This is a genomic window from Mesorhizobium japonicum MAFF 303099 (genome assembly GCF_000009625.1).
GTDB classification, from domain to species: Bacteria; Pseudomonadota; Alphaproteobacteria; order Rhizobiales; family Rhizobiaceae; genus Mesorhizobium; species Mesorhizobium japonicum.
Window position 1 is genome coordinate 3,036,788 of the sequence record NC_002678.2, and the last position, 16,854, is coordinate 3,053,641.

Consider the following 16,854-nt stretch of genomic DNA (forward strand, 5'->3'; position numbering starts at 1 on the left):
GTTTTGTGTGGAGAGAATCGAATGAGCCTCGATCGCCGGTCCGGCTGCCCGATCAACCTGTCGCTGGAAGTGTTCGGCGACCGCTGGAGCCTGATCATCCTTCGCGACATGATTTTCGGCGGCAGGCGGCATTTCCGCGAACTGCTCAACGGATCGATGGAAGGCATTGCCTCCAACATCCTCGCCGACCGGCTGAAGCGGCTGATGGAACTCGGCATGCTGACCAAGGCCGACGACCCCAGTCACAAGCAGAAGGCGATCTACAGCCTGACCGAGATGGCCATCACGCTGGTGCCGATTCTCGCCCATCTCGGCGCCTGGGGCCGGGTCTGGCTGCCGACCAGCGAGGAGCTCTCGATCCGCGCCGAGCTTCTGGAAAAGGGCGGACCGCCAATGTGGGAGAAATTCATGGACGAGTTGCGCCATGAGCATCTGGGCATGCCGCTCGACTCGGCATCCGGTCCTTCCGTCCGCGCGACCCTGCAGGCCGCCTATCAAGCCGTGGTCGCCAGCAAGGCTCTCAGCGCCAGCCCAGCCGCGTAACCAACTATTTTCCCCCGTTGCGAGGCCGGCTCTGCTAGAAGAAGCGGAAACCACAATTCACGGGATTGGATAAGGTCTTGGTTGAGAACTCTCGGGATGCCGCCCGCGCGCGCGCCGATCTGCGCTTCAAGAAGCAGGAAGAGGCGGCAACGGTTCGCCAAAAAGCAATGGCCGAATATGCAGCGGAGAGCGACGCCCGCAAGGCCAAGACCGACAAACTACGGGCTCTGCGGCTGGCCAAGGAAGCCGAGGACCTTGCCAACACAGCGGCGGCGCCCGCCAAGAAGCCTGCCCGCGCCAAGAAGAAATAGCCGCACGGCCCTTCGGCAACCCGGCCTGACCAGCCGACACTGTCGCCTGTCGATCCAGCCGCTCGCCGGCGCCGTCCTGGCAGCAGCCCTTCATCCCGCCGCTTCACAAGAAGCAATTTCAACCGAAACCGGGATTGCTTCGGCCGGCCGGCCGCCGATGATTGTCCCTTTCCAACAGGAGATTGCCATGACCGCACTGCCGCTCGAAAAAGCCAGGCAAATCATCGATGCCGCCTTCGCCAAGGGCGCCGTTCTCAAGCTCAGGCCGCTCGGCGTCTCCGTTCTTGACGCCGGTGGCCATCTGGTCGCCTTCGAGCGCCAGGACGGCGCCTCGTTCCTGCGTCCGCAAATGTCGGCGGGCAAGGCCTATGGCGCACTGGCCATCGGCATGGGCTCGCGCAAGGTCGAAGCCTTCGCCAAGGAGCGCCCGCATCTGGTCGCCGGCATCTCCGACGTGTCGGGCGGACGTGTGCTGCCGGTCGTCGGCGGCGTGCTGATCCGCGACAAGGCTGGCACTATCGTCGGCGCCGTCGGCATTTCAGGCGACACGTCGGACAATGACGAGGCCGCGGCCATCGCCGGCATCGAGGCCGCCGGCTTCACCGCAGATCCAGGCTGAGTACTAGTTGAGGTTGATGTCCCGGCTCGCCGACCGCATCGACACCGCGAAACCGGCCAGCACATCGAACAGCGCGATGATCATCAGCGTGAAGAAGATCGAGTGCGCCGCGCCCTTGACCAGCAGGAACTCGACCAGGAAAGCGACGAAGACCAGCGTCGACAGGAGATGATCCATGATCGAAGCGCCGGTCGTGCGCGCAGACTTCACCATTTCGAGGAACAGGACGATCAGCCCGATCAGTATCATCAGGTCGCCGAGCGTCATCGAGAACACCCCGCCCGACATCATGCGGAACGAGAAGATCTCGTTCTCCCACGGGTCGTCGCCGCCGCCGAAAATTCCGAGCAAGCCAAGATTGTAGAGAATGAAAGGCACGATCAAAAGCGGGACGGCACCGAACATCTGGCGTCTCCATATGGGGGCACCTTCTGTAGAATGCGCCACCGCCACGCCGTCAAGATTTTTCGTGCGAAGCCGCAAACACGGTCGAAGACCGGATGCAACAACCATGTCAGCCGGCTTGGAGCAGCGTGAGACAGAGGCTCGGCACTTGAAGGGCCGGCGCGCGCTGCGCGCCGGTGCAGCCTGAGCCTGTGCCCCGGCCATTAGGTTCGTCAAACGCAAAAAAAGACCGGCCTGAGGCCGGTCTTTTGCAACTAACCCTTCAAAAAAGCTGATCTCAGCTTTCCTTGGGGGTCAGCACCTGGCGACCGCGATACATGCCGGTCTTCAGGTCGATGTGGTGCGGACGGCGCATTTCGCCGGAATTCTTGTCCTCGACATAGGTCGGGGCCTTGAGGGCGTCGGCCGAGCGGCGCATGCCGCGCTTGGACGGAGAGGTTTTGCGTTTCGGAACGGCCATGGATATGCTCCACTACATGGTCAAAAGGCCCGCCCGCCCTCGTGAAAGGGCCATGTCGGGGCCTAAATCTGAGAAAGTCGGGTGCCTATACACGCCTGACACTGTTTTGGCCAGCGCTGCCATGAATTTTTTTGAGTCGGCTACTCGAGACAGCCAACATAAGCGCCGGAGCGGCCGGCCCTGCGCTCGATCAGATTGGCGAGCCGTCTGAGGCCTGGTCCGGGTTTGGCCGGATTGCGGGCGATCGGATTAGGCAAGGTGACGGCGAGAAGCGCGGCCTGCCGACGCGACAGCTGTTTTGCCGGAATGCCGAAATGATGCTGCGCCGCCGCCTCGATGCCGTAGATGCCCGGCCCCCATTCCGCGATGTTGAGATAGATTTCCATGATGCGACGTTTCGACATCACCGCGTCGAAAAAGACGGCGAGCGGCAGTTCGACCACTTTGCGCACCGAGCCCAGCGGGCGCGACCAGAGAAAAAGGTTCTTCACCGTCTGCATGGTGATGGTCGAGGCGCCGCGTGTCGCCTCGCCGGCCAGCGCATCGTCGACGACGCCGCGCAATTCGCCCAGATCGACGCCGCGGTGGAAACAGAACTGCCCGTCCTCTGACATGATGACGGAATGGGCCAATACCGGTGCGACATCGTCGATCGACACCCAGCGCCGGTCATAGCCGGAAAAGGTCGCCAGGTCTTTCAGCATCAGCGTCGACACCGGATGCACGAAGGACGGCAGGTAAAGGAAGGTCAGCATGGTCGGGATGAGCGCCAGGACGGCGGCCACGACAAGGCCGCGCCGGACCCAGCGCCTGAGACTGCGGCGGTTCACGCCGCGCGATCTCGTCGCCATGTCCAGCTTTTCGGTTTCATGATCGACGATCGGTTCCGCCAAGCCGCCCAACCCGTGCTTCTCCTCGCTCCGGCATAATGGCGCTTGCCTTCTTGCGCAACGTCTGAGTGTCGGCTACCGGTCCCGATCATGACGAATGACGACGAAATGGCGTTCGAAATGGCGCTCATCAGGCGGGCAGCCGCCGTCGAGGTGCTGCTGCGGCGCTTGCTCGACGATCGCCCGCTTTCGGGAGAGATCGCGCGGCCCGACCGCCTGATGGCGGCGATGCGCCATGGCGTGCTGAACGGCGGCAAGCGCCTGCGCCCCTTCCTGGTCATGGAAAGTGCCGCCCTTTTCTCCGCCGATGGCGAAGCAGCACTGCGCGTCGCGGCGGCACTCGAATGCGTGCATTGCTATTCACTGATCCATGACGACCTGCCGGCGATGGACGATGATGATCTGCGCCGCGGCCAGCCGACCGTGCACAAGGCCTTCGACGAGGCAACCGCGATCCTGGCCGGCGACGCCTTGCTGACGCTGGCCTTCGACATCGTCGCCAGCGAGGCGACCGTCCTGCCGGCGGATCGGCGAGCGGCCTTGGTGCTGGCGCTTGCCCGTGCGGCCGGAGCCGGCGGCATGGTCGGTGGCCAGAAGCTCGACCTCGAAGCCGAGCAGACACCGCCCGACGAAGCGGGCATCATAACGCTGCAGGCGATGAAGACCGGCGCCCTGATCCGCTTCGCCTGCGAGGCCGGCGCCATCATCGCCGGCGCTCCGGCCGAGGACCGCGAAAGGCTGGCCGAGTTCGGCTCGGCCATCGGCCTTGCCTTCCAGCTTGCCGACGACCTGCTCGATTTGACCGCCGACGCCGGCCAGATGGGCAAGGCGACCGGCAAGGACGCCGCCGCCGGCAAGGGAACGCTGGTGGCGTTGCATGGCGCGAATTGGGCGCACAGCCAGTTGCACGGCCTTGTCGGGCAGGCCCACGCGCTGCTCGACCCCTATGGCGACCGGGCGGCGCTGCTGAAGGAGGCTGCGACCTTCGTCGCGACGCGCAACAGTTGAGCGCGGGCCGCGACGTCGGCGCGGGTTGAGACAAATGGGAGATCAGCTTCGATGTCGGCCAATCTGTTCGATCTCAGCGGGCGCCAGGCGCTCGTAACCGGCTCGTCGCAAGGCATTGGGCTCGCTCTGGCCAAGGGGCTGGCGCAAGCCGGCGCAAGCGTGATCCTCAACGGCCGTGACACGGCGAAGCTCGCCGCCACGGCGGCGCAGATCCCTGGAGCGCAAACGCTTGCCTTCGACGCGACCGAGCATGACGCCGTCCGTTCCGCGATCGACAATTTCGAGCTGTCAGGCGGACCGATCGACATATTGGTAAACAATGCCGGCATGCAGTTCCGCACGCCGCTCGAGGATTTTCCGGCCGATGCATTCGAGCGGCTGCTGCAGACCAATGTCGCCAGCGTCTTCCACGTCGGCCAGGCGGTCGCGCGCCACATGATCAGGCGGGGCCGCGGCAAGATCATCAACATCGCCTCCGTGCAGACAGCACTCGCCCGCCCCGGCATCGCCCCCTACACGGCGACAAAAGGCGCGGTCGGCAACCTGACCAAAGGCATGGCGACGGACTGGGCCAAACACGGCCTGCAATGCAACGCCATCGCCCCCGGTTATTTCGACACGCCGCTCAATGCGGCCCTTGTCGCCGATCCGGCTTTCAGCGGCTGGCTCGAAAAGCGCACCCCGGCCGGCCGCTGGGGCAAGGTGGAGGAACTGGTCGGCGCCTGCGTGTTCCTGGCCTCCGACGCCTCGTCCTTCGTCAACGGCCATATCCTTTATGTCGACGGCGGCATCACCGCATCGATCTGATCGCCGCGCCGCCGCGCGAACGAGCAATCCTGCCGGTCGCGCGAACGAAATCTTAATGTAAATGAAGCGTAATCCCGGTCGTTAAAATAATGCGTATGTGTTGGGGTTGCGCATGCCGGAATATTCTTCCTTCATCCGGTTTGTCCGGGTTCGCTATCTTTCAGGATTGCTGATTTTCGCGCTGGCTTCCACGGCCATCATGGTCGCGCTCAACCGCGTCAATTCCTTTCGTCATGAGATCGACGCGCTGAGCAGCAACCTCGTCGTCTTTACTCGCGACCTGCGCAACGCGACCAGCTTCGCCGAGACCACCGGTTCCGCCTGGCGCAACGAAACGCGCGACGCGCTGACCGCCTCGGCCCGCGACCATTCCGAACGCCTGACCAGCGAGATCGACACACTCTCCGCCCAGTTCGCCGCGCTGCGCTCACGCCTGTCGGCCAAGACCCTCAACGAACTCGAAACCGCCTCGGTCAACGGCGATCTGTTCTGGTCGGCGCACGACATGGTGCGCAATTTCAACCTGATGTCGGTGGCGCAGAAGGCCGATGAATGGAGCTATCGGGAAATCCGCAACCAGAACGACCTGTTCGTCCAGCCGATGCTGGTCCGCGTCCGCACCGCAATGGATGAAGAGCGCCATCTGGCCGACGCGTCCAGCGACCGCTTGCTGTTGTGGGCGAGCGGCCTGTTGTTCGGCGTGCTGGCCATTGTCGCCTTCTGGATCTTCCGGCCGATGGAGCAGGCGATCCGCCGCGCCTTTGCCCAATCGGCCGAATCCCTGTTCAAGGCCGAGGCCGCCGACCGCGCCAAGTCGGAATTCCTGGCCAATATGAGTCACGAGATCCGCACGCCGATGAACGGCGTGCTCGGCATGGCCGAACTCCTGGCCAAGACCGAACTGACCCCACGCCAGAAGACCTTCACCGACGTCATCGTCAAATCCGGCAATGCGCTGCTCACCATCATCAACGACATCCTCGATTTCTCCAAGATCAATGCCGGACAGCTCACCCTGGACCCCGCCCCTTTCCGTCTCACCGAAGCGGTCGAGGATGTGGCGACGCTGGTCTCGGCGCGCGTCGCCGAAAAGAACCTCGAACTGATCGTGCGTGTCGATCCGCGCCTGCCGGCCCATGTCGTCGGCGACGCCGGCCGCTTCCGGCAGATCGTTACCAATCTGGTCGGCAATGCGGTGAAGTTCACCGAGAAGGGCCATGTGCTGATCGATGTCGGCGGCGAAACCGTCAACGATGTCGTCCAGCTCAGACTGCGCGTCGAGGACACCGGCATCGGCATCCCGGCCGAGAAACTGCAGAACGTGTTCGAGAAATTCGCGCAGGTCGACGGCTCCTCGACCCGGCGTCACGAAGGCACCGGCCTTGGGCTTGCCATCGCCGCCCGCCTCGTCGACCTGATGGCCGGCAAGATCGGGGTCGAGAGCGAGATCGGACGCGGCTCCGTCTTCTGGTTCGCGGTGCCGCTGCCCGTGCACCATGCCGAGGCGCGCGAAGCGATCGTGCCGGTCGACGTCACCGGCGCGCGTGTGCTGGTCATCGACGACAATCCGGTCAACCGCGAAATTCTGCTCGAGCAGCTCAGAAGCTGGAGCTTCGACTGCGCCGCCGCCGAAAGCGGCGCGGTGGGGCTGGCCTTCCTCGATCGCGCCTGCCAGCTGGGCGCCAGCGTCGACTGCATCATCCTCGACTACCAGATGCCCGGCATGAATGGCGCCGATGTCGCCAGGGCGATCGCCGCCGACAGCCGGCTGTCGGCCATCCCGATCGTCATCCTGACCTCGGTCGACCAGGTCGATTTCGGCAAGATGATCATCGATTTCGGCATATCGGCGCATCTGACCAAGCCGGCGCGCTCGGCGGTCCTGCTCGGCACGGTCATCTCGGTCATCCAGAAGGCCCGCTCGCAGGGCGGCAAGGCGCAATTCATTCGCGAACCGGTCCAGCCGAAGCCTGTCCCGCAGGCGGCTCCGCCCGCCTTCACCGTCATCCGCGGCCCCGCCGTGCCGGTCATGGCAGTGCCGGAATCGACCGCCATGCCGAACGGCCCGATCGACATCCTCATCGCCGAGGACAATGAGGTGAACCAGCTGGTGTTCGGCCAGATCCTCAACGGGCTCGGTCTGAGCTACCGCATCGCCGGCAATGGCCGCACGGCGGTCGAGATGTACCGGTCGCTGCATCCGAAACTGATCCTGATGGATGTCTCGATGCCCGAGATGAACGGCTATGAGGCGACCCGCGCCATCCGGGCGATCGAGACCTCGTCGGGCGGTCACATCCCGATCATCGGCGTCACCGCGCACGCGCTGAAGGGCGATCGCGACAAGTGCATCGAGGCCGGCATGGACGACTATCTGCCGAAGCCGGTTTCGCCCGATCGCCTGGGGACGAAAATCGGCACCTGGCTCAGCGAAACGGTGGTGGCCAAGACGGCGTGAGATATAGTCGCGTCAGGCGACCAGATCAGCGCAACCGACCGATCGGGATGATTTCCGGAGAGGTGTCCGCATAGGGCTCGCCTTGCCAGTCGCCGAGCCATTGCTCCACCAGCAGGCCAGCGTCATCCAGCATCCCGGCAAGATCTTGCTTCTTCGGAAACGCGATTTTCGATTCGGCGCCCAGAATTGGTCTGCCGCCTGGAATTTCATAGAAGGTCGAATAGGTGACCACCGCGCTGGCGGCATCCCAGTCGGCATCATACCAGGCCCTGACCGTACCAAGGCTGGGATGCTCCACCATCCTTTCGGAGCGCTGCGGCGTCCATTCCAGCCATGCCTCCACGGCGGGATTTCGCGTGTCGAAGATGAAGCGCCCACCGGGACCGAGATGTTCGGCGATGGTGCGCAGCACCGCCCGCTGATCCTCGTCGGTCAGGAAAACCTGGAACACGTGACCGGTCAGCAGCACCAGGTCGAACCGTCTTCCGAGCCGCACCGTTCGCGCGTCGGCAACAACCCAGTCGACCTTGTCACCGCCGGTCCTGCGTCGCGCGACATCGAGCATGGCCGATGCGGGATCGACACCGGTGACGTTGCACCCTTGGGCCATTTCGGCGGCCAGTTGACCAGTGCCGCAACCAAGATCGAGGACCGAGCCGCCATCCCGGGCAAGACGGACGCAATAGTCGAAATCGGCGCGGCCATCCTGATTCTCGATGTCGTAGAACTGAACGAAGTCGGGATCATTGTAGATCAAATCGGTCATGCCGCCGCCTATAGCCCAAATGCTTGCCATGCCCGACAGGCACAATCCACGCTGTCGATAAGGTTGCGACCTTGCTCGGCCTTCATACTCAGCCGGCCGCGTCCAGATGGTAGCGTCGCATCCAGTCGAGACTTGTCTCGTCGGCGAGCTTTGCAACGCCTGGCCGGATGTCCTTGGCATTCGGCTGTTGAACGCCGAGGGCCTCGCAGATGGCCAGCAAGGCCGCCACCGGGTCAGCGGAAAGCCGCTCATAGCCGATGCGCAGCGGGGTCAGGCCTTGCGCGGCAAACCAGATGTTCCACGCCGCGTCATAGGCTTCGAGCTTGGCGAGTTCCCCTTTGATCCGCTCGAAATCATAGTGTGGTTCTTGCGCCGGTGCGACCCTTTCGATCTCGGTGCCGTCCGGCGCGATGTGCCAAAGGCCGGTCTGCTGCGCCTTGATCAGCGAGATCGCCTGCGCAAGCTTGTTCTCACGCGACAGATGTATGTAGAGAATGCGGCCAAAAGCTCTTTCGAAACGCGCCGCGTCCGACGCCAGCCCTGGTAAAATCCGGTCGAGGATCGCCGAAAGTTCATCCAGATTTTCGCGCATCAGGCGCAGGCCGAAAATCCCGGTGTCGCCCTTGCCGGCAACGATCGCCGCTTTGAGATAGGCGACATCGAATTCCAGTTCGCCCATCGTATTGCGACGGGGCAGTTTCCATTCCTCGGCCCACTCCGACAGGTCCTGCCGCCGATAGAAGGAGTGCGGATCGCCTGATGTCCCGGTGGAGGCCAGGAGCTTGCACAGCAACGTGCTGCCGGTTCTCGGCGCGCCGCAGATAATGTAGGCGTCGAACATCGCGCTGCCCTTGTCGTTCATCGCAGGCAGGGCAACCCCGGCCGGTCCACCGCCGCCTATAATTGAAATCGTTGCTGAATGCGACGAGCACATTCGAGCGGTGTGGACTGGCTGGTGTCGACCTCGAGGTCGTAACTTATCCCCGCGTGCACGCGCTCATATTGCCAGCGCGCCAGCCCCGGCAACCTGTCCGCGCGCCGGGCTTCGCGGGCCTCCAGAACCTCCAGCGGCGCCATGACGCCGACCAGATGGAAATCGAAGGCCGAGAGCAGGTCGACACAGTCAGATAGTTCGCCGTTGCACAACACATCGTCGACGATCAGGTCGTTGCCTTGTCCGGCCATGGCGGCAATGGCGTGGCGCATGCCGCGCAGGGTTCTTTCGCCCACCGGTCCGGCCCTGATGACGACCGCGGGTTTGCCGTCCTGCCGGACGGTTTCGTAGGAGAAGCCATCGGCATGATCCTGCAAGGCATCGGGCAGCATCTCGAGAAAACTGTCCATCTGGACATGCAGGAACGGCGCGGCGGTTATTGTCTGCAACGCCCTGGCGATCGAGCTTTTGCCGGCACTGCCGACGCCATTGAGCAGGACTATCCTGGCTTTTACCTTCGACGCTGCTTCAGAGCAACTCTCAACAACTCTCAACAAAAAGACTATACGGCTCCGGATCGAGCTACCGGTTGCGCACCACCACACAGGCCCCGCCGACGCTCTGCAATTTCTGGCAGATGACATTGGCGGCGGCACGATCGTCGATCCCGATCCTGACCGCATAGATGCCGCGCCGGCCGATTGGCGTGCGCACCCGGCTCACCACCGGATCATGGCCGGCAAGCAGCGCCGGAAACCGGCTCCTCACCCTGAGCCACTGGCTGATTGCAGCACTGCGGCGGAAATTGCCGGCCACCTGGACGCCCCATGGTTTGACGTTGATCGAGGCCATCGCCACGGTCTGCGACATGATGACAGGCAGTTTGCGGCAGGCGACGGCAAAATCCGTCTTGGCGTCGAGCGGCTCGATTTTTCCGGCATAGGCTGGGTCGGTGAACTTGTCGACCGGCTCGCCCATGACGTCGAAGACATAGCTCTCGGTCTCCATCGGCAGGAAGCCGCCCGAGCCCAGCCAGCGCGACACCCGGCTTTCGCCGGCATTGTAGGCGGCCGCTGCCAGGCCGAGATTGCCGTAGCCGGTTTTCATTTCGGCGAGATATTTCGCAGACGCCGGGATCGCCTGGTAGATGTCGAAGGAGTTTTCGAGGCCCCGCATCTTGGCGGTGCCCGGCATGAACTGGGCGATACCTTCGGCGCCGACGGGGCTGACGGCATTGGGATCGAAACGGCTTTCCTTCCAGATCAGCCTCGCGAAGAAATCCCGGGGCAGGCCGTTCTGGTCGGCGTGGGCCTGGATCAGGTTGCAGACCTTGTCGATCAGCCGCTGCTTGGCCGATTGCGGCGGATCCGCCTGGGCAAGCGTCGACCAGGCCAGCCCGCAAAGCAGAACCAGCGTCACCCTGAGGAAACGCTGCATTTCGTCTACTCTGCCGCGGCTTTGCCGCCGCGCCCAAACCTCTGCTCGATATAGTCGGTGACCATTTTCTCGAAATCCGCCGCGATCGACGTTCCGCGCAGCGTCGCCGCCTTCTTGCCGTCGACGAAGACAGGCGCCGTCGGCGTCTCGCCGGTGCCGGGCAGCGAAATGCCGATATCGGCATGCTTGGATTCGCCCGGGCCGTTGACGATGCAGCCCATCACCGCGACCTTGAGGTTCTCGACGCCGGGATATTTTTCGCGCCACACCGGCATGTTCTTGCGCAGATCAGCCTGGATGTTCTGGGCAAGCTCCTGGAACACGGTGGAGGTCGTGCGGCCGCAGCCGGGACAAGCGGCGACGATCGGCACGAACTGCCTGAAACCCATGGTCTGCAGCAGTTCCTGCGCCACCTGCACCTCGCGCGTGCGGTCGCCATTCGGCTCCGGCGTCAGCGAGATGCGGATGGTGTCGCCGATGCCTTGCTGCAAGAGGATGCCCATGGCGGCGGACGAGGCGACGATGCCTTTCGAGCCCATGCCGGCCTCGGTGAGGCCGAGATGCAGCGCATGGTCGGAGCGGGTGGCAAGCTCGGTGTAGACGGCAATCAGGTCCTGCACGCCGCTGACCTTGGCCGACAGGATGATCTTGTCGCGGCCGAGGCCGATCTCCTCGGCCATCTCGGCCGACAGGATGGCGGACTGCACGATCGCCTCGCGCGTCACTTCCTGCGCCGTCAGCGGAAAGCCCTTGTCCTGGTTGTCGTCCATCAGTCGGGTCAGAAGCTCCTGGTCAAGCGAACCCCAGTTGACGCCGATGCGCACAGGCTTGTCGTGTTTGATCGCCATTTCGACGATGTCGGTGAACTGCCGGTCCTTCTTGTCCTTGAAGCCGACATTGCCCGGATTGATGCGGTATTTGGCCAGTGCCTCGGCACAGGCCGGATGATCGGCGAGCAGCTTGTGGCCGATATAGTGGAAGTCGCCGACCAGCGGCACATTGATACCGAGCCGCTGAAGCCTTTCGTGAATGCGCGGCACGGCGGCGGCGCTCTCGTCGCGGTCGACGGTTATGCGCACGATCTCGGAGCCGGCGCGGTGCAGTGCCGCGACCTGCGCGACGGTCTGATCGATATCGGCCGTGTCGGTGTTGGTCATTGACTGCACCACGACAGGCGCGCCGCCGCCGACGGCCACGCCGCCGACATCGACGCCGACCGAGGTGCGGCGGGGGAAGGGAAAGGAAAAATATCCGGTCATGCCGGCAGCCTTTTGTCTCTGGGGCGCCGTGCGTCCGCTTGGACGCACAAGGTGCGCTCCCGGCCGATGCGCTGAAGTCCGGGCATGAGGTGGAGGAGCAAAGATGGCTTGTCAATGGCGACAGGTCGCCACTGGCCGCAATTGATCTCCGCTGGCGGCTTGAAACAGCGCACGGCCCGGCGATGGCCGAGGTGCAAAATAAATCTGAAGGGATGTTAGCGGCGGCTTATGAAGTCCCGCTGAAATCAAAACAACCACACCGGCGGCGATTGCCGCCGGCAAGGAAGACCGCATAGTGGCGGCTATGTCAGTCGGGCATCAATGCGTGGTCGGTTGCGCTTTCAGTTTCTCAATCGCATCCTTGAGTGCCAGCTTGCGTCGCTTGAGATTCACGATTTCGAGGTCGTCCACCGACGGGTGGTTCATCGCGTCATCGATTTCGCGTTCGATGTCGCCGTGTTTCCGCTGCAACTCATCAAGATGGGATGCAAGAGACATGATTGGTTCTCCCTTTCATGGTTTCCTCGATTGCAGCCATCACGGCGCGTCCACCGCAGGTCGCTCTGTGACGGCACAATGACACTTTGCCACCTTCCGACTGGGATGTCGAATGCTGCGTGGTAGCATTCCACGACAATGTGAAATGTGATATGGGCTGCGCGCCGGTGGCAGAAATTGCCGCCCCCGCCCAATCAGGCCCAGTTTTTGGGCGACGCAGACGTGCAGACGGTAGAGAATGTCCGATCAGGAACAGGCCGATATTCGCCTCGAATTTTCCCGGCTGAAGCAGGAACACGCCGATTTCGATGCGGCGATCAACGCGATGATCGCCACCAATTGCGACCCGCTGCAGATCCAGCGCATGAAAAAGAAAAAGCTCGCGCTCAAGGACCGGCTGATGAAGCTGGAAGACAAGATCATTCCAGACATCATCGCCTGAACGCGTTCCCCTATCCGCCGATCGAAAGCCTGCCGGCGCGATCACGCAGCAGGCCGATGAGACTGCCGGTCCGCTCCTCGGACGTGTCGATCGGAACAACCAGGCACATCGTCGCCTCGACCTTGCCCGGCGCTGAAAAGACCGGGGCGGCAAGACATTTCGTATAGGCATCGACCAGGCCCGAGGTGACGCAGTAGCCAGTCACCCTAGCCTTGGCGATGTCGTCGATGAAATCGTCGAGCCTCAGCTTGCGTCCGTCGGGCAGCACGAGATCGTCTTCCGACACCATGGCTTCGACCTCGGCCCGCTCCAGCCCCGCCAGAAGCAGCCGGCCGGAGGCGGTCCAGGGCAGCGGTATCTGCAGGCCGGTGGCGGAGCTGATGCGGAACGGCCTGGTGCCGGGGCTGGAATGGACGATGGTGTAGCGGCCGCTCTGCAGCATGCACAGTTCCGAGGTCTCGCCGGTTTCGCGCGACAGATGGTCGACCTCCTGGCGCCCGCGCCGCAGCAGGTCGTTGCAGCGCACATAATCCATTCCATAGAGATAGAGCTTCTTGCCGAAATAGACGCGGTTGCCGTCGCCCGCCATTTCCAGCAGGCCGGCGTCGACCAGCGACCGCACCAGCGTGTAGGTCGTCGAGCGGGGTGCGTTCACCCCCTTGGCAAGGTCGCCAATGCCGATCGCCCGCTGCGTCGTGTGCAGAAAGTCCAGGATCTCGAGCACCCGGTTGAGGCCCTTCTCGCGGGACGCCGTCGTCTTTTCGTCGGCCGAAACGGCCAAGGCATTACCGTCTTGCATTGTCGATTCCTGGTGTTAGTATCTGTCTTGTACAGGATACATGCGTCTCTTGTAAGAGACAACCACTTTGAAGCGCCGACGTGTGTCTTGCCTGTGCATGGGGAACACAACACGAAAGGAGGTCGCCGTGAACGACACATCCGGAAGACGTGATTTTCTGAAATTGGGAATGGCGGGACTGGCGACGGCCGGCGTGCTGGCAACCGTCGATGCGCAGAAGGCCGCCGCCCAGGCCGCATCCGACAGCCTGCTGCGCACCGTGCTCGACCGCGGCAAGCTGATCGTCGGCACCGGCAGCACCAACGCGCCGTGGCATTTCGAGAACGATGCCGGCGAACTGGTCGGCATGGACATCACCATGGGACGCATCCTGGCCAAGGGTCTTTTCGATGACCCGACCAAGGTCGAATTCGTCATGCAGGACCCGGCGCAGCGCATTCCCAACGTCACCACCAACAAGGTCGACATCACCATCCAGTTCATGACGATGACGGCGCAGCGCTCGCAGCTGATCAACTTCTCCCGGCCCTACTACGTCGAAGGCGTTGCCTTGCTGACGCTGCCCACCGCCGAGAACAAGACCTTCGACAAGCTGCTCGCCGGCGGTTCGGCAACGCGCATCTCCATCCTGCAGAATGTCGATGCCGAAAGCTCCGTCCACTATGCCTTGCCACAGGCACAGGTGCTGCAGATCGACACCCAGGCCAACGTGCTGCAGGCGCTGGAATCCAAGCGCGCCGACGCCGCCGCGGTCGATCTGTCCACCGTGCGCTGGCTCGCCTCGCGCAATCCGGACAAATATTTCGATGCCGGCAAGAGCTGGTATTCGATGCTCTACGGCGCTGCCTTGCGGCAAGGCGATCTCGACTGGCTGACCTTCGTCAACCAGACCTTCACCATCGCCATGTTCGGCCATGAATCGGCGCTCTACGATGCTGCCTTCAAGGATTATTTCGGCCAGGAGCCGCCGGCACGCCACCCCGGCTTCCCGGTCATCTGATCCGGATTGCGGAAGGGCGGTCCAGCCCTTCCGCAATCCACTCGACGCCCTTCGCACAAAGGCGCAAGCATGGGCTATGCCCTGAATTTCAACCTGATCTGGCGGCATTTCGACAAGCTGTGGGGCGGCCTGCTGCTCAGCCTCGAGCTTGCGGTGATCTCGATCGCCATCGGCACCGTCATCGGCCTGGTGCTCGCGGTCTGGTACGTCTCGGCCGGGCGCGTCGTGCGGGCGATCATCGCCGCCTATGTCGAATTCATCCGCAACGTGCCGCTGATCCTGCTCGTCTATCTCGTCTTCTACGGCGTGCCGACCGTGGTCGACCTGGCCTACAGCGCGCCGACCTCGTTCGTCCTGACGCTGTCGGTCTATAGCGGCGCCTATCTGGTCGAGGTGTTTCGCTCGGGCCTCGAAGCCGTCCCGCGCGGCCAACTCGATGCCGGCAAGGCGATCGGCCTGACGCCATGGCAAAGGCTCATCCATGTGCGCCTGCCGACCATGCTGCGCATCACGCTGCCGGCGCTGTCCAACACCTTCATCTCGCTGTTCAAGGACACCTCGATCGCCTCGGTCATCTCGGTGCCGGAACTCACCTTCGGCGCCCAGTGGATCAACTTCAACACTTTCCGCATCGTGGAGGTCTATCTGGTGACGACGGCGATGTATCTGTTGACCGGCTACATCCTGCTTTTCGGGCTCAGGCTGGTCGAGCGTCGGTTCAGGGCGGCGCGCTGACATGGCGAGCCAGATCCTCTACGCCCTGCCCTTCCTCGCCAAAGGCTTCGCCGTGACCCTTTGGGTGTCGCTCCTGGTCGTCACCCTGTCGCTCGTCGCCGGCGTCTTGCTTGGCGTTGGCCTGGTCTATGGCCCCGCCCCGCTGCGCTGGGCGGTGCGCATCTTCTCCGACACCATCCGCGGCATTCCGATCCTGGTGCTGATGTTCTTCGTCTATTACGGCCTGCCGGCGATCGGGCTGCATCTGCCCTCCTTCTGGGCCGCCGTGCTGGCGCTCACCCTGTTCAAGACGGCGCAGGTGATCGAATATCTCAGGGGCGCGGTCGCCTCGATCCCGAAAGGCCAGTCCGAGGCGGCAATGGCGATCGGGCTGACCTTTCGACAGCGGCTCACCTTCGTCATCTTCCCGCAGGCCTTCAGGCGCTTCCTGCCGCCCTGGATCAACGGCGTCACCGACGCCGTCAAGGGCAGTGCGCTGGTCTCGTTGCTCGGCATCACCGATCTGATGCAGGCCATCAACCAGGTCATCGGCCGCACCTATGAGGCGATGCCGCTCTATATCCTCGGCGCGCTCATCTATTTCGCGGTCAATTACGCGCTTTCGCTCGCCAGCCGGCGGCTCGAGCGGCGCTTTGCCTTCATTCGGGAATAGCACGATGTCCGACGCCACAAACGCCAGTCCCGCGCTGCTCGACGTGCGCGATGTCTCCAAGGCTTTCGGCACCGTCGAGGTGCTGCGTTCTGTCAGCCTTCAGGTGAAACGCGGGGAGGTGGTGACTGTCATCGGCCCCTCGGGCAGCGGCAAGACCACGCTGCTGCGCTGCGTCAACTTCCTCGAAAGCTATGACTCAGGCTCGATCCGCATCGACGGCAAGGAGGTCGGCTATCGCGAGGCCGGAACGCGCCAGCGCCGCAGCGAACGCGACTTGGCCGCGATGCGCGCCGAGACCGGCATGGTGTTCCAGAGCTTCAACCTGTTTCCGCATCTCACGGCGGCCGGCAACATCATGCTCGGGCTCACCAAGGTGCGGGGAAAGGGTCAGGCCGAGGCGCGCCAGATCGCCGAACATTGGCTCGGCCGCGTCGGCCTCGCCCACAAGGCCGACAGCCTGCCGGCCGAGCTCTCCGGCGGCCAGCAGCAGCGCGTCGGCATCGCGCGCGCCGTGGCCATGGAGCCGAAAATCCTTTTGCTCGACGAGATCACCTCGGCGCTCGACCCTGAGCTGGTCGGCGAGGTGCTGGCCGTGGTGCGCAGCCTCGCCGAGGACGGCATGACCATGCTGATGGTGACGCACGAAATGGCCTTCGCCCGCGACGCTTCGAGCCGCATCGTCTTCATGGCCGATGGCTGCGTCAGCGCCGTCGGCCCGCCCAAGGAGATCCTGGCGGCGGAAACCAGCAATGAGCGCCTCCGAACCTTCCTGGCGCGCTTCCGCGCCTCGCATTTCTGACATTGGACGGCCCGTGCCGTCCCAAGGAGCCT

At 63.5% G+C, this 16,854-nt stretch carries 22 protein-coding genes; 12 read left to right on the forward strand and 10 right to left on the reverse strand.

The window, feature by feature from the left end:
* The first annotated feature begins 21 nt into the window (after positions 1-21).
* The 3 genes from MAFF_RS15865 to MAFF_RS15875 all read left to right on the forward strand — a co-directional run bounded on the left by MAFF_RS15865 (position 22) and on the right by MAFF_RS15875 (position 1,473).
* Complete coding sequence (locus tag MAFF_RS15865) at positions 22-543, forward strand: winged helix-turn-helix transcriptional regulator (protein WP_010911941.1); 522 nt, start codon at positions 22-24, stop codon at positions 541-543.
* Positions 544-620: 77 nt separating this feature from the next.
* The gene (locus MAFF_RS15870) at positions 621-854 is read left to right on the forward strand and encodes a hypothetical protein (RefSeq protein WP_044550980.1); all 234 of its coding nucleotides are present in this window, start codon (positions 621-623) and stop codon (positions 852-854) included.
* A 187-nt stretch (positions 855-1,041) separates the two neighbouring features.
* Positions 1,042-1,473, forward strand: coding sequence for a GlcG/HbpS family heme-binding protein (locus MAFF_RS15875; protein WP_010911942.1), 432 nt, complete (start codon positions 1,042-1,044; stop codon positions 1,471-1,473).
* A 3-nt stretch (positions 1,474-1,476) separates the two neighbouring features.
* Here the strand turns inward: MAFF_RS15875 and MAFF_RS15880 are convergent, their stop codons facing one another.
* The 3 genes from MAFF_RS15880 to MAFF_RS15890 form a co-directional block, all read right to left on the reverse strand.
* Positions 1,477-1,878: a hypothetical protein gene (locus MAFF_RS15880; protein WP_032932015.1), complete on the reverse strand. Its 402-nt coding sequence runs from the start codon at positions 1,876-1,878 to the stop codon at positions 1,477-1,479.
* A gap of 277 nt (positions 1,879-2,155) precedes the next feature.
* Complete coding sequence (gene rpmF / locus MAFF_RS15885; protein WP_008834724.1) at positions 2,156-2,338, reverse strand: 50S ribosomal protein L32; 183 nt, start codon at positions 2,336-2,338, stop codon at positions 2,156-2,158.
* Between the two features lie 140 nt (positions 2,339-2,478).
* Positions 2,479-3,240, reverse strand: coding sequence for a biosynthetic peptidoglycan transglycosylase (locus MAFF_RS15890; RefSeq protein WP_044548376.1), 762 nt, complete (start codon positions 3,238-3,240; stop codon positions 2,479-2,481).
* 78 nt (positions 3,241-3,318) lie between these two features.
* On the opposite strand from MAFF_RS15890, the gene MAFF_RS15895 reads away from it, so the two are divergent.
* The 3 genes from MAFF_RS15895 to MAFF_RS15905 all read left to right on the forward strand — a co-directional run bounded on the left by MAFF_RS15895 (position 3,319) and on the right by MAFF_RS15905 (position 7,501).
* Positions 3,319-4,236: a polyprenyl synthetase family protein gene (locus tag MAFF_RS15895; protein WP_010911945.1), complete on the forward strand. Its 918-nt coding sequence runs from the start codon at positions 3,319-3,321 to the stop codon at positions 4,234-4,236.
* A gap of 51 nt (positions 4,237-4,287) precedes the next feature.
* A complete protein-coding gene (locus MAFF_RS15900) occupies positions 4,288-5,043 on the forward strand; it encodes an SDR family oxidoreductase (RefSeq protein WP_010911946.1) in 756 nt (251 codons plus the stop codon).
* A gap of 112 nt (positions 5,044-5,155) precedes the next feature.
* Positions 5,156-7,501 (forward strand): response regulator, encoded by a 2,346-nt coding sequence (locus MAFF_RS15905; protein WP_032932021.1) that lies wholly within the window; start codon positions 5,156-5,158, stop codon positions 7,499-7,501.
* Between the two features lie 25 nt (positions 7,502-7,526).
* Here the strand turns inward: MAFF_RS15905 and MAFF_RS15910 are convergent, their stop codons facing one another.
* The 5 genes from MAFF_RS15910 to ispG form a co-directional block, all read right to left on the reverse strand.
* A complete protein-coding gene (locus MAFF_RS15910) occupies positions 7,527-8,267 on the reverse strand; it encodes a class I SAM-dependent methyltransferase (protein WP_010911948.1) in 741 nt (246 codons plus the stop codon).
* A gap of 88 nt (positions 8,268-8,355) precedes the next feature.
* Positions 8,356-9,129, reverse strand: coding sequence for a Stf0 family sulfotransferase (locus MAFF_RS15915; protein ID WP_010911949.1), 774 nt, complete (start codon positions 9,127-9,129; stop codon positions 8,356-8,358).
* A 35-nt stretch (positions 9,130-9,164) separates the two neighbouring features.
* Complete coding sequence (locus MAFF_RS15920) at positions 9,165-9,758, reverse strand: chloramphenicol phosphotransferase CPT family protein (protein ID WP_341872724.1); 594 nt, start codon at positions 9,756-9,758, stop codon at positions 9,165-9,167.
* A 25-nt stretch (positions 9,759-9,783) separates the two neighbouring features.
* A complete protein-coding gene (locus tag MAFF_RS15925; protein ID WP_032932026.1) occupies positions 9,784-10,638 on the reverse strand; it encodes a lytic transglycosylase domain-containing protein in 855 nt (284 codons plus the stop codon).
* Between the two features lie 5 nt (positions 10,639-10,643).
* Positions 10,644-11,897 carry a flavodoxin-dependent (E)-4-hydroxy-3-methylbut-2-enyl-diphosphate synthase gene (gene ispG / locus MAFF_RS15930; RefSeq protein ID WP_010911952.1) on the reverse strand — a complete coding sequence of 418 codons (1,254 nt, stop codon included), beginning with the start codon at positions 11,895-11,897 and terminating at the stop codon, positions 10,644-10,646.
* 38 nt (positions 11,898-11,935) lie between these two features.
* Here ispG and MAFF_RS39120 point away from each other — a divergent pair, with 38 nt between their 5' ends.
* Entirely contained in the window at positions 11,936-12,193 is a 258-nt protein-coding gene (locus MAFF_RS39120; RefSeq protein ID WP_155771232.1) for a hypothetical protein, read from the forward strand.
* Positions 12,194-12,215: 22 nt separating this feature from the next.
* On the opposite strand, the gene MAFF_RS15935 is transcribed toward MAFF_RS39120, so the two are convergent.
* Positions 12,216-12,395, reverse strand: coding sequence for a YdcH family protein (locus MAFF_RS15935; RefSeq protein ID WP_010911953.1), 180 nt, complete (start codon positions 12,393-12,395; stop codon positions 12,216-12,218).
* 238 nt (positions 12,396-12,633) lie between these two features.
* Here MAFF_RS15935 and MAFF_RS15940 point away from each other — a divergent pair, with 238 nt between their 5' ends.
* Entirely contained in the window at positions 12,634-12,837 is a 204-nt protein-coding gene (locus MAFF_RS15940; protein WP_010911954.1) for a YdcH family protein, read from the forward strand.
* A gap of 10 nt (positions 12,838-12,847) precedes the next feature.
* Here MAFF_RS15940 and MAFF_RS15945 read toward each other — a convergent pair whose 3' ends face one another.
* Positions 12,848-13,636 (reverse strand): IclR family transcriptional regulator, encoded by a 789-nt coding sequence (locus MAFF_RS15945; protein WP_010911955.1) that lies wholly within the window; start codon positions 13,634-13,636, stop codon positions 12,848-12,850.
* Positions 13,637-13,805: 169 nt separating this feature from the next.
* Here MAFF_RS15945 and MAFF_RS15950 point away from each other — a divergent pair, with 169 nt between their 5' ends.
* From MAFF_RS15950 to MAFF_RS15965, 4 genes are all read left to right on the forward strand, one after another.
* Positions 13,806-14,636 (forward strand): transporter substrate-binding domain-containing protein, encoded by an 831-nt coding sequence (locus tag MAFF_RS15950; RefSeq protein ID WP_010911956.1) that lies wholly within the window; start codon positions 13,806-13,808, stop codon positions 14,634-14,636.
* Between the two features lie 69 nt (positions 14,637-14,705).
* On the forward strand, positions 14,706-15,371 hold the full coding sequence (locus MAFF_RS15955) for an amino acid ABC transporter permease (protein WP_010911957.1): 666 nt from the start codon (positions 14,706-14,708) through the stop codon (positions 15,369-15,371).
* Position 15,372: 1 nt separating this feature from the next.
* A complete protein-coding gene (locus tag MAFF_RS15960; protein ID WP_010911958.1) occupies positions 15,373-16,023 on the forward strand; it encodes an amino acid ABC transporter permease in 651 nt (216 codons plus the stop codon).
* A 4-nt stretch (positions 16,024-16,027) separates the two neighbouring features.
* A complete protein-coding gene (locus MAFF_RS15965) occupies positions 16,028-16,822 on the forward strand; it encodes an amino acid ABC transporter ATP-binding protein (RefSeq protein ID WP_010911959.1) in 795 nt (264 codons plus the stop codon).
* Positions 16,823-16,854 lie beyond the last annotated feature (32 nt).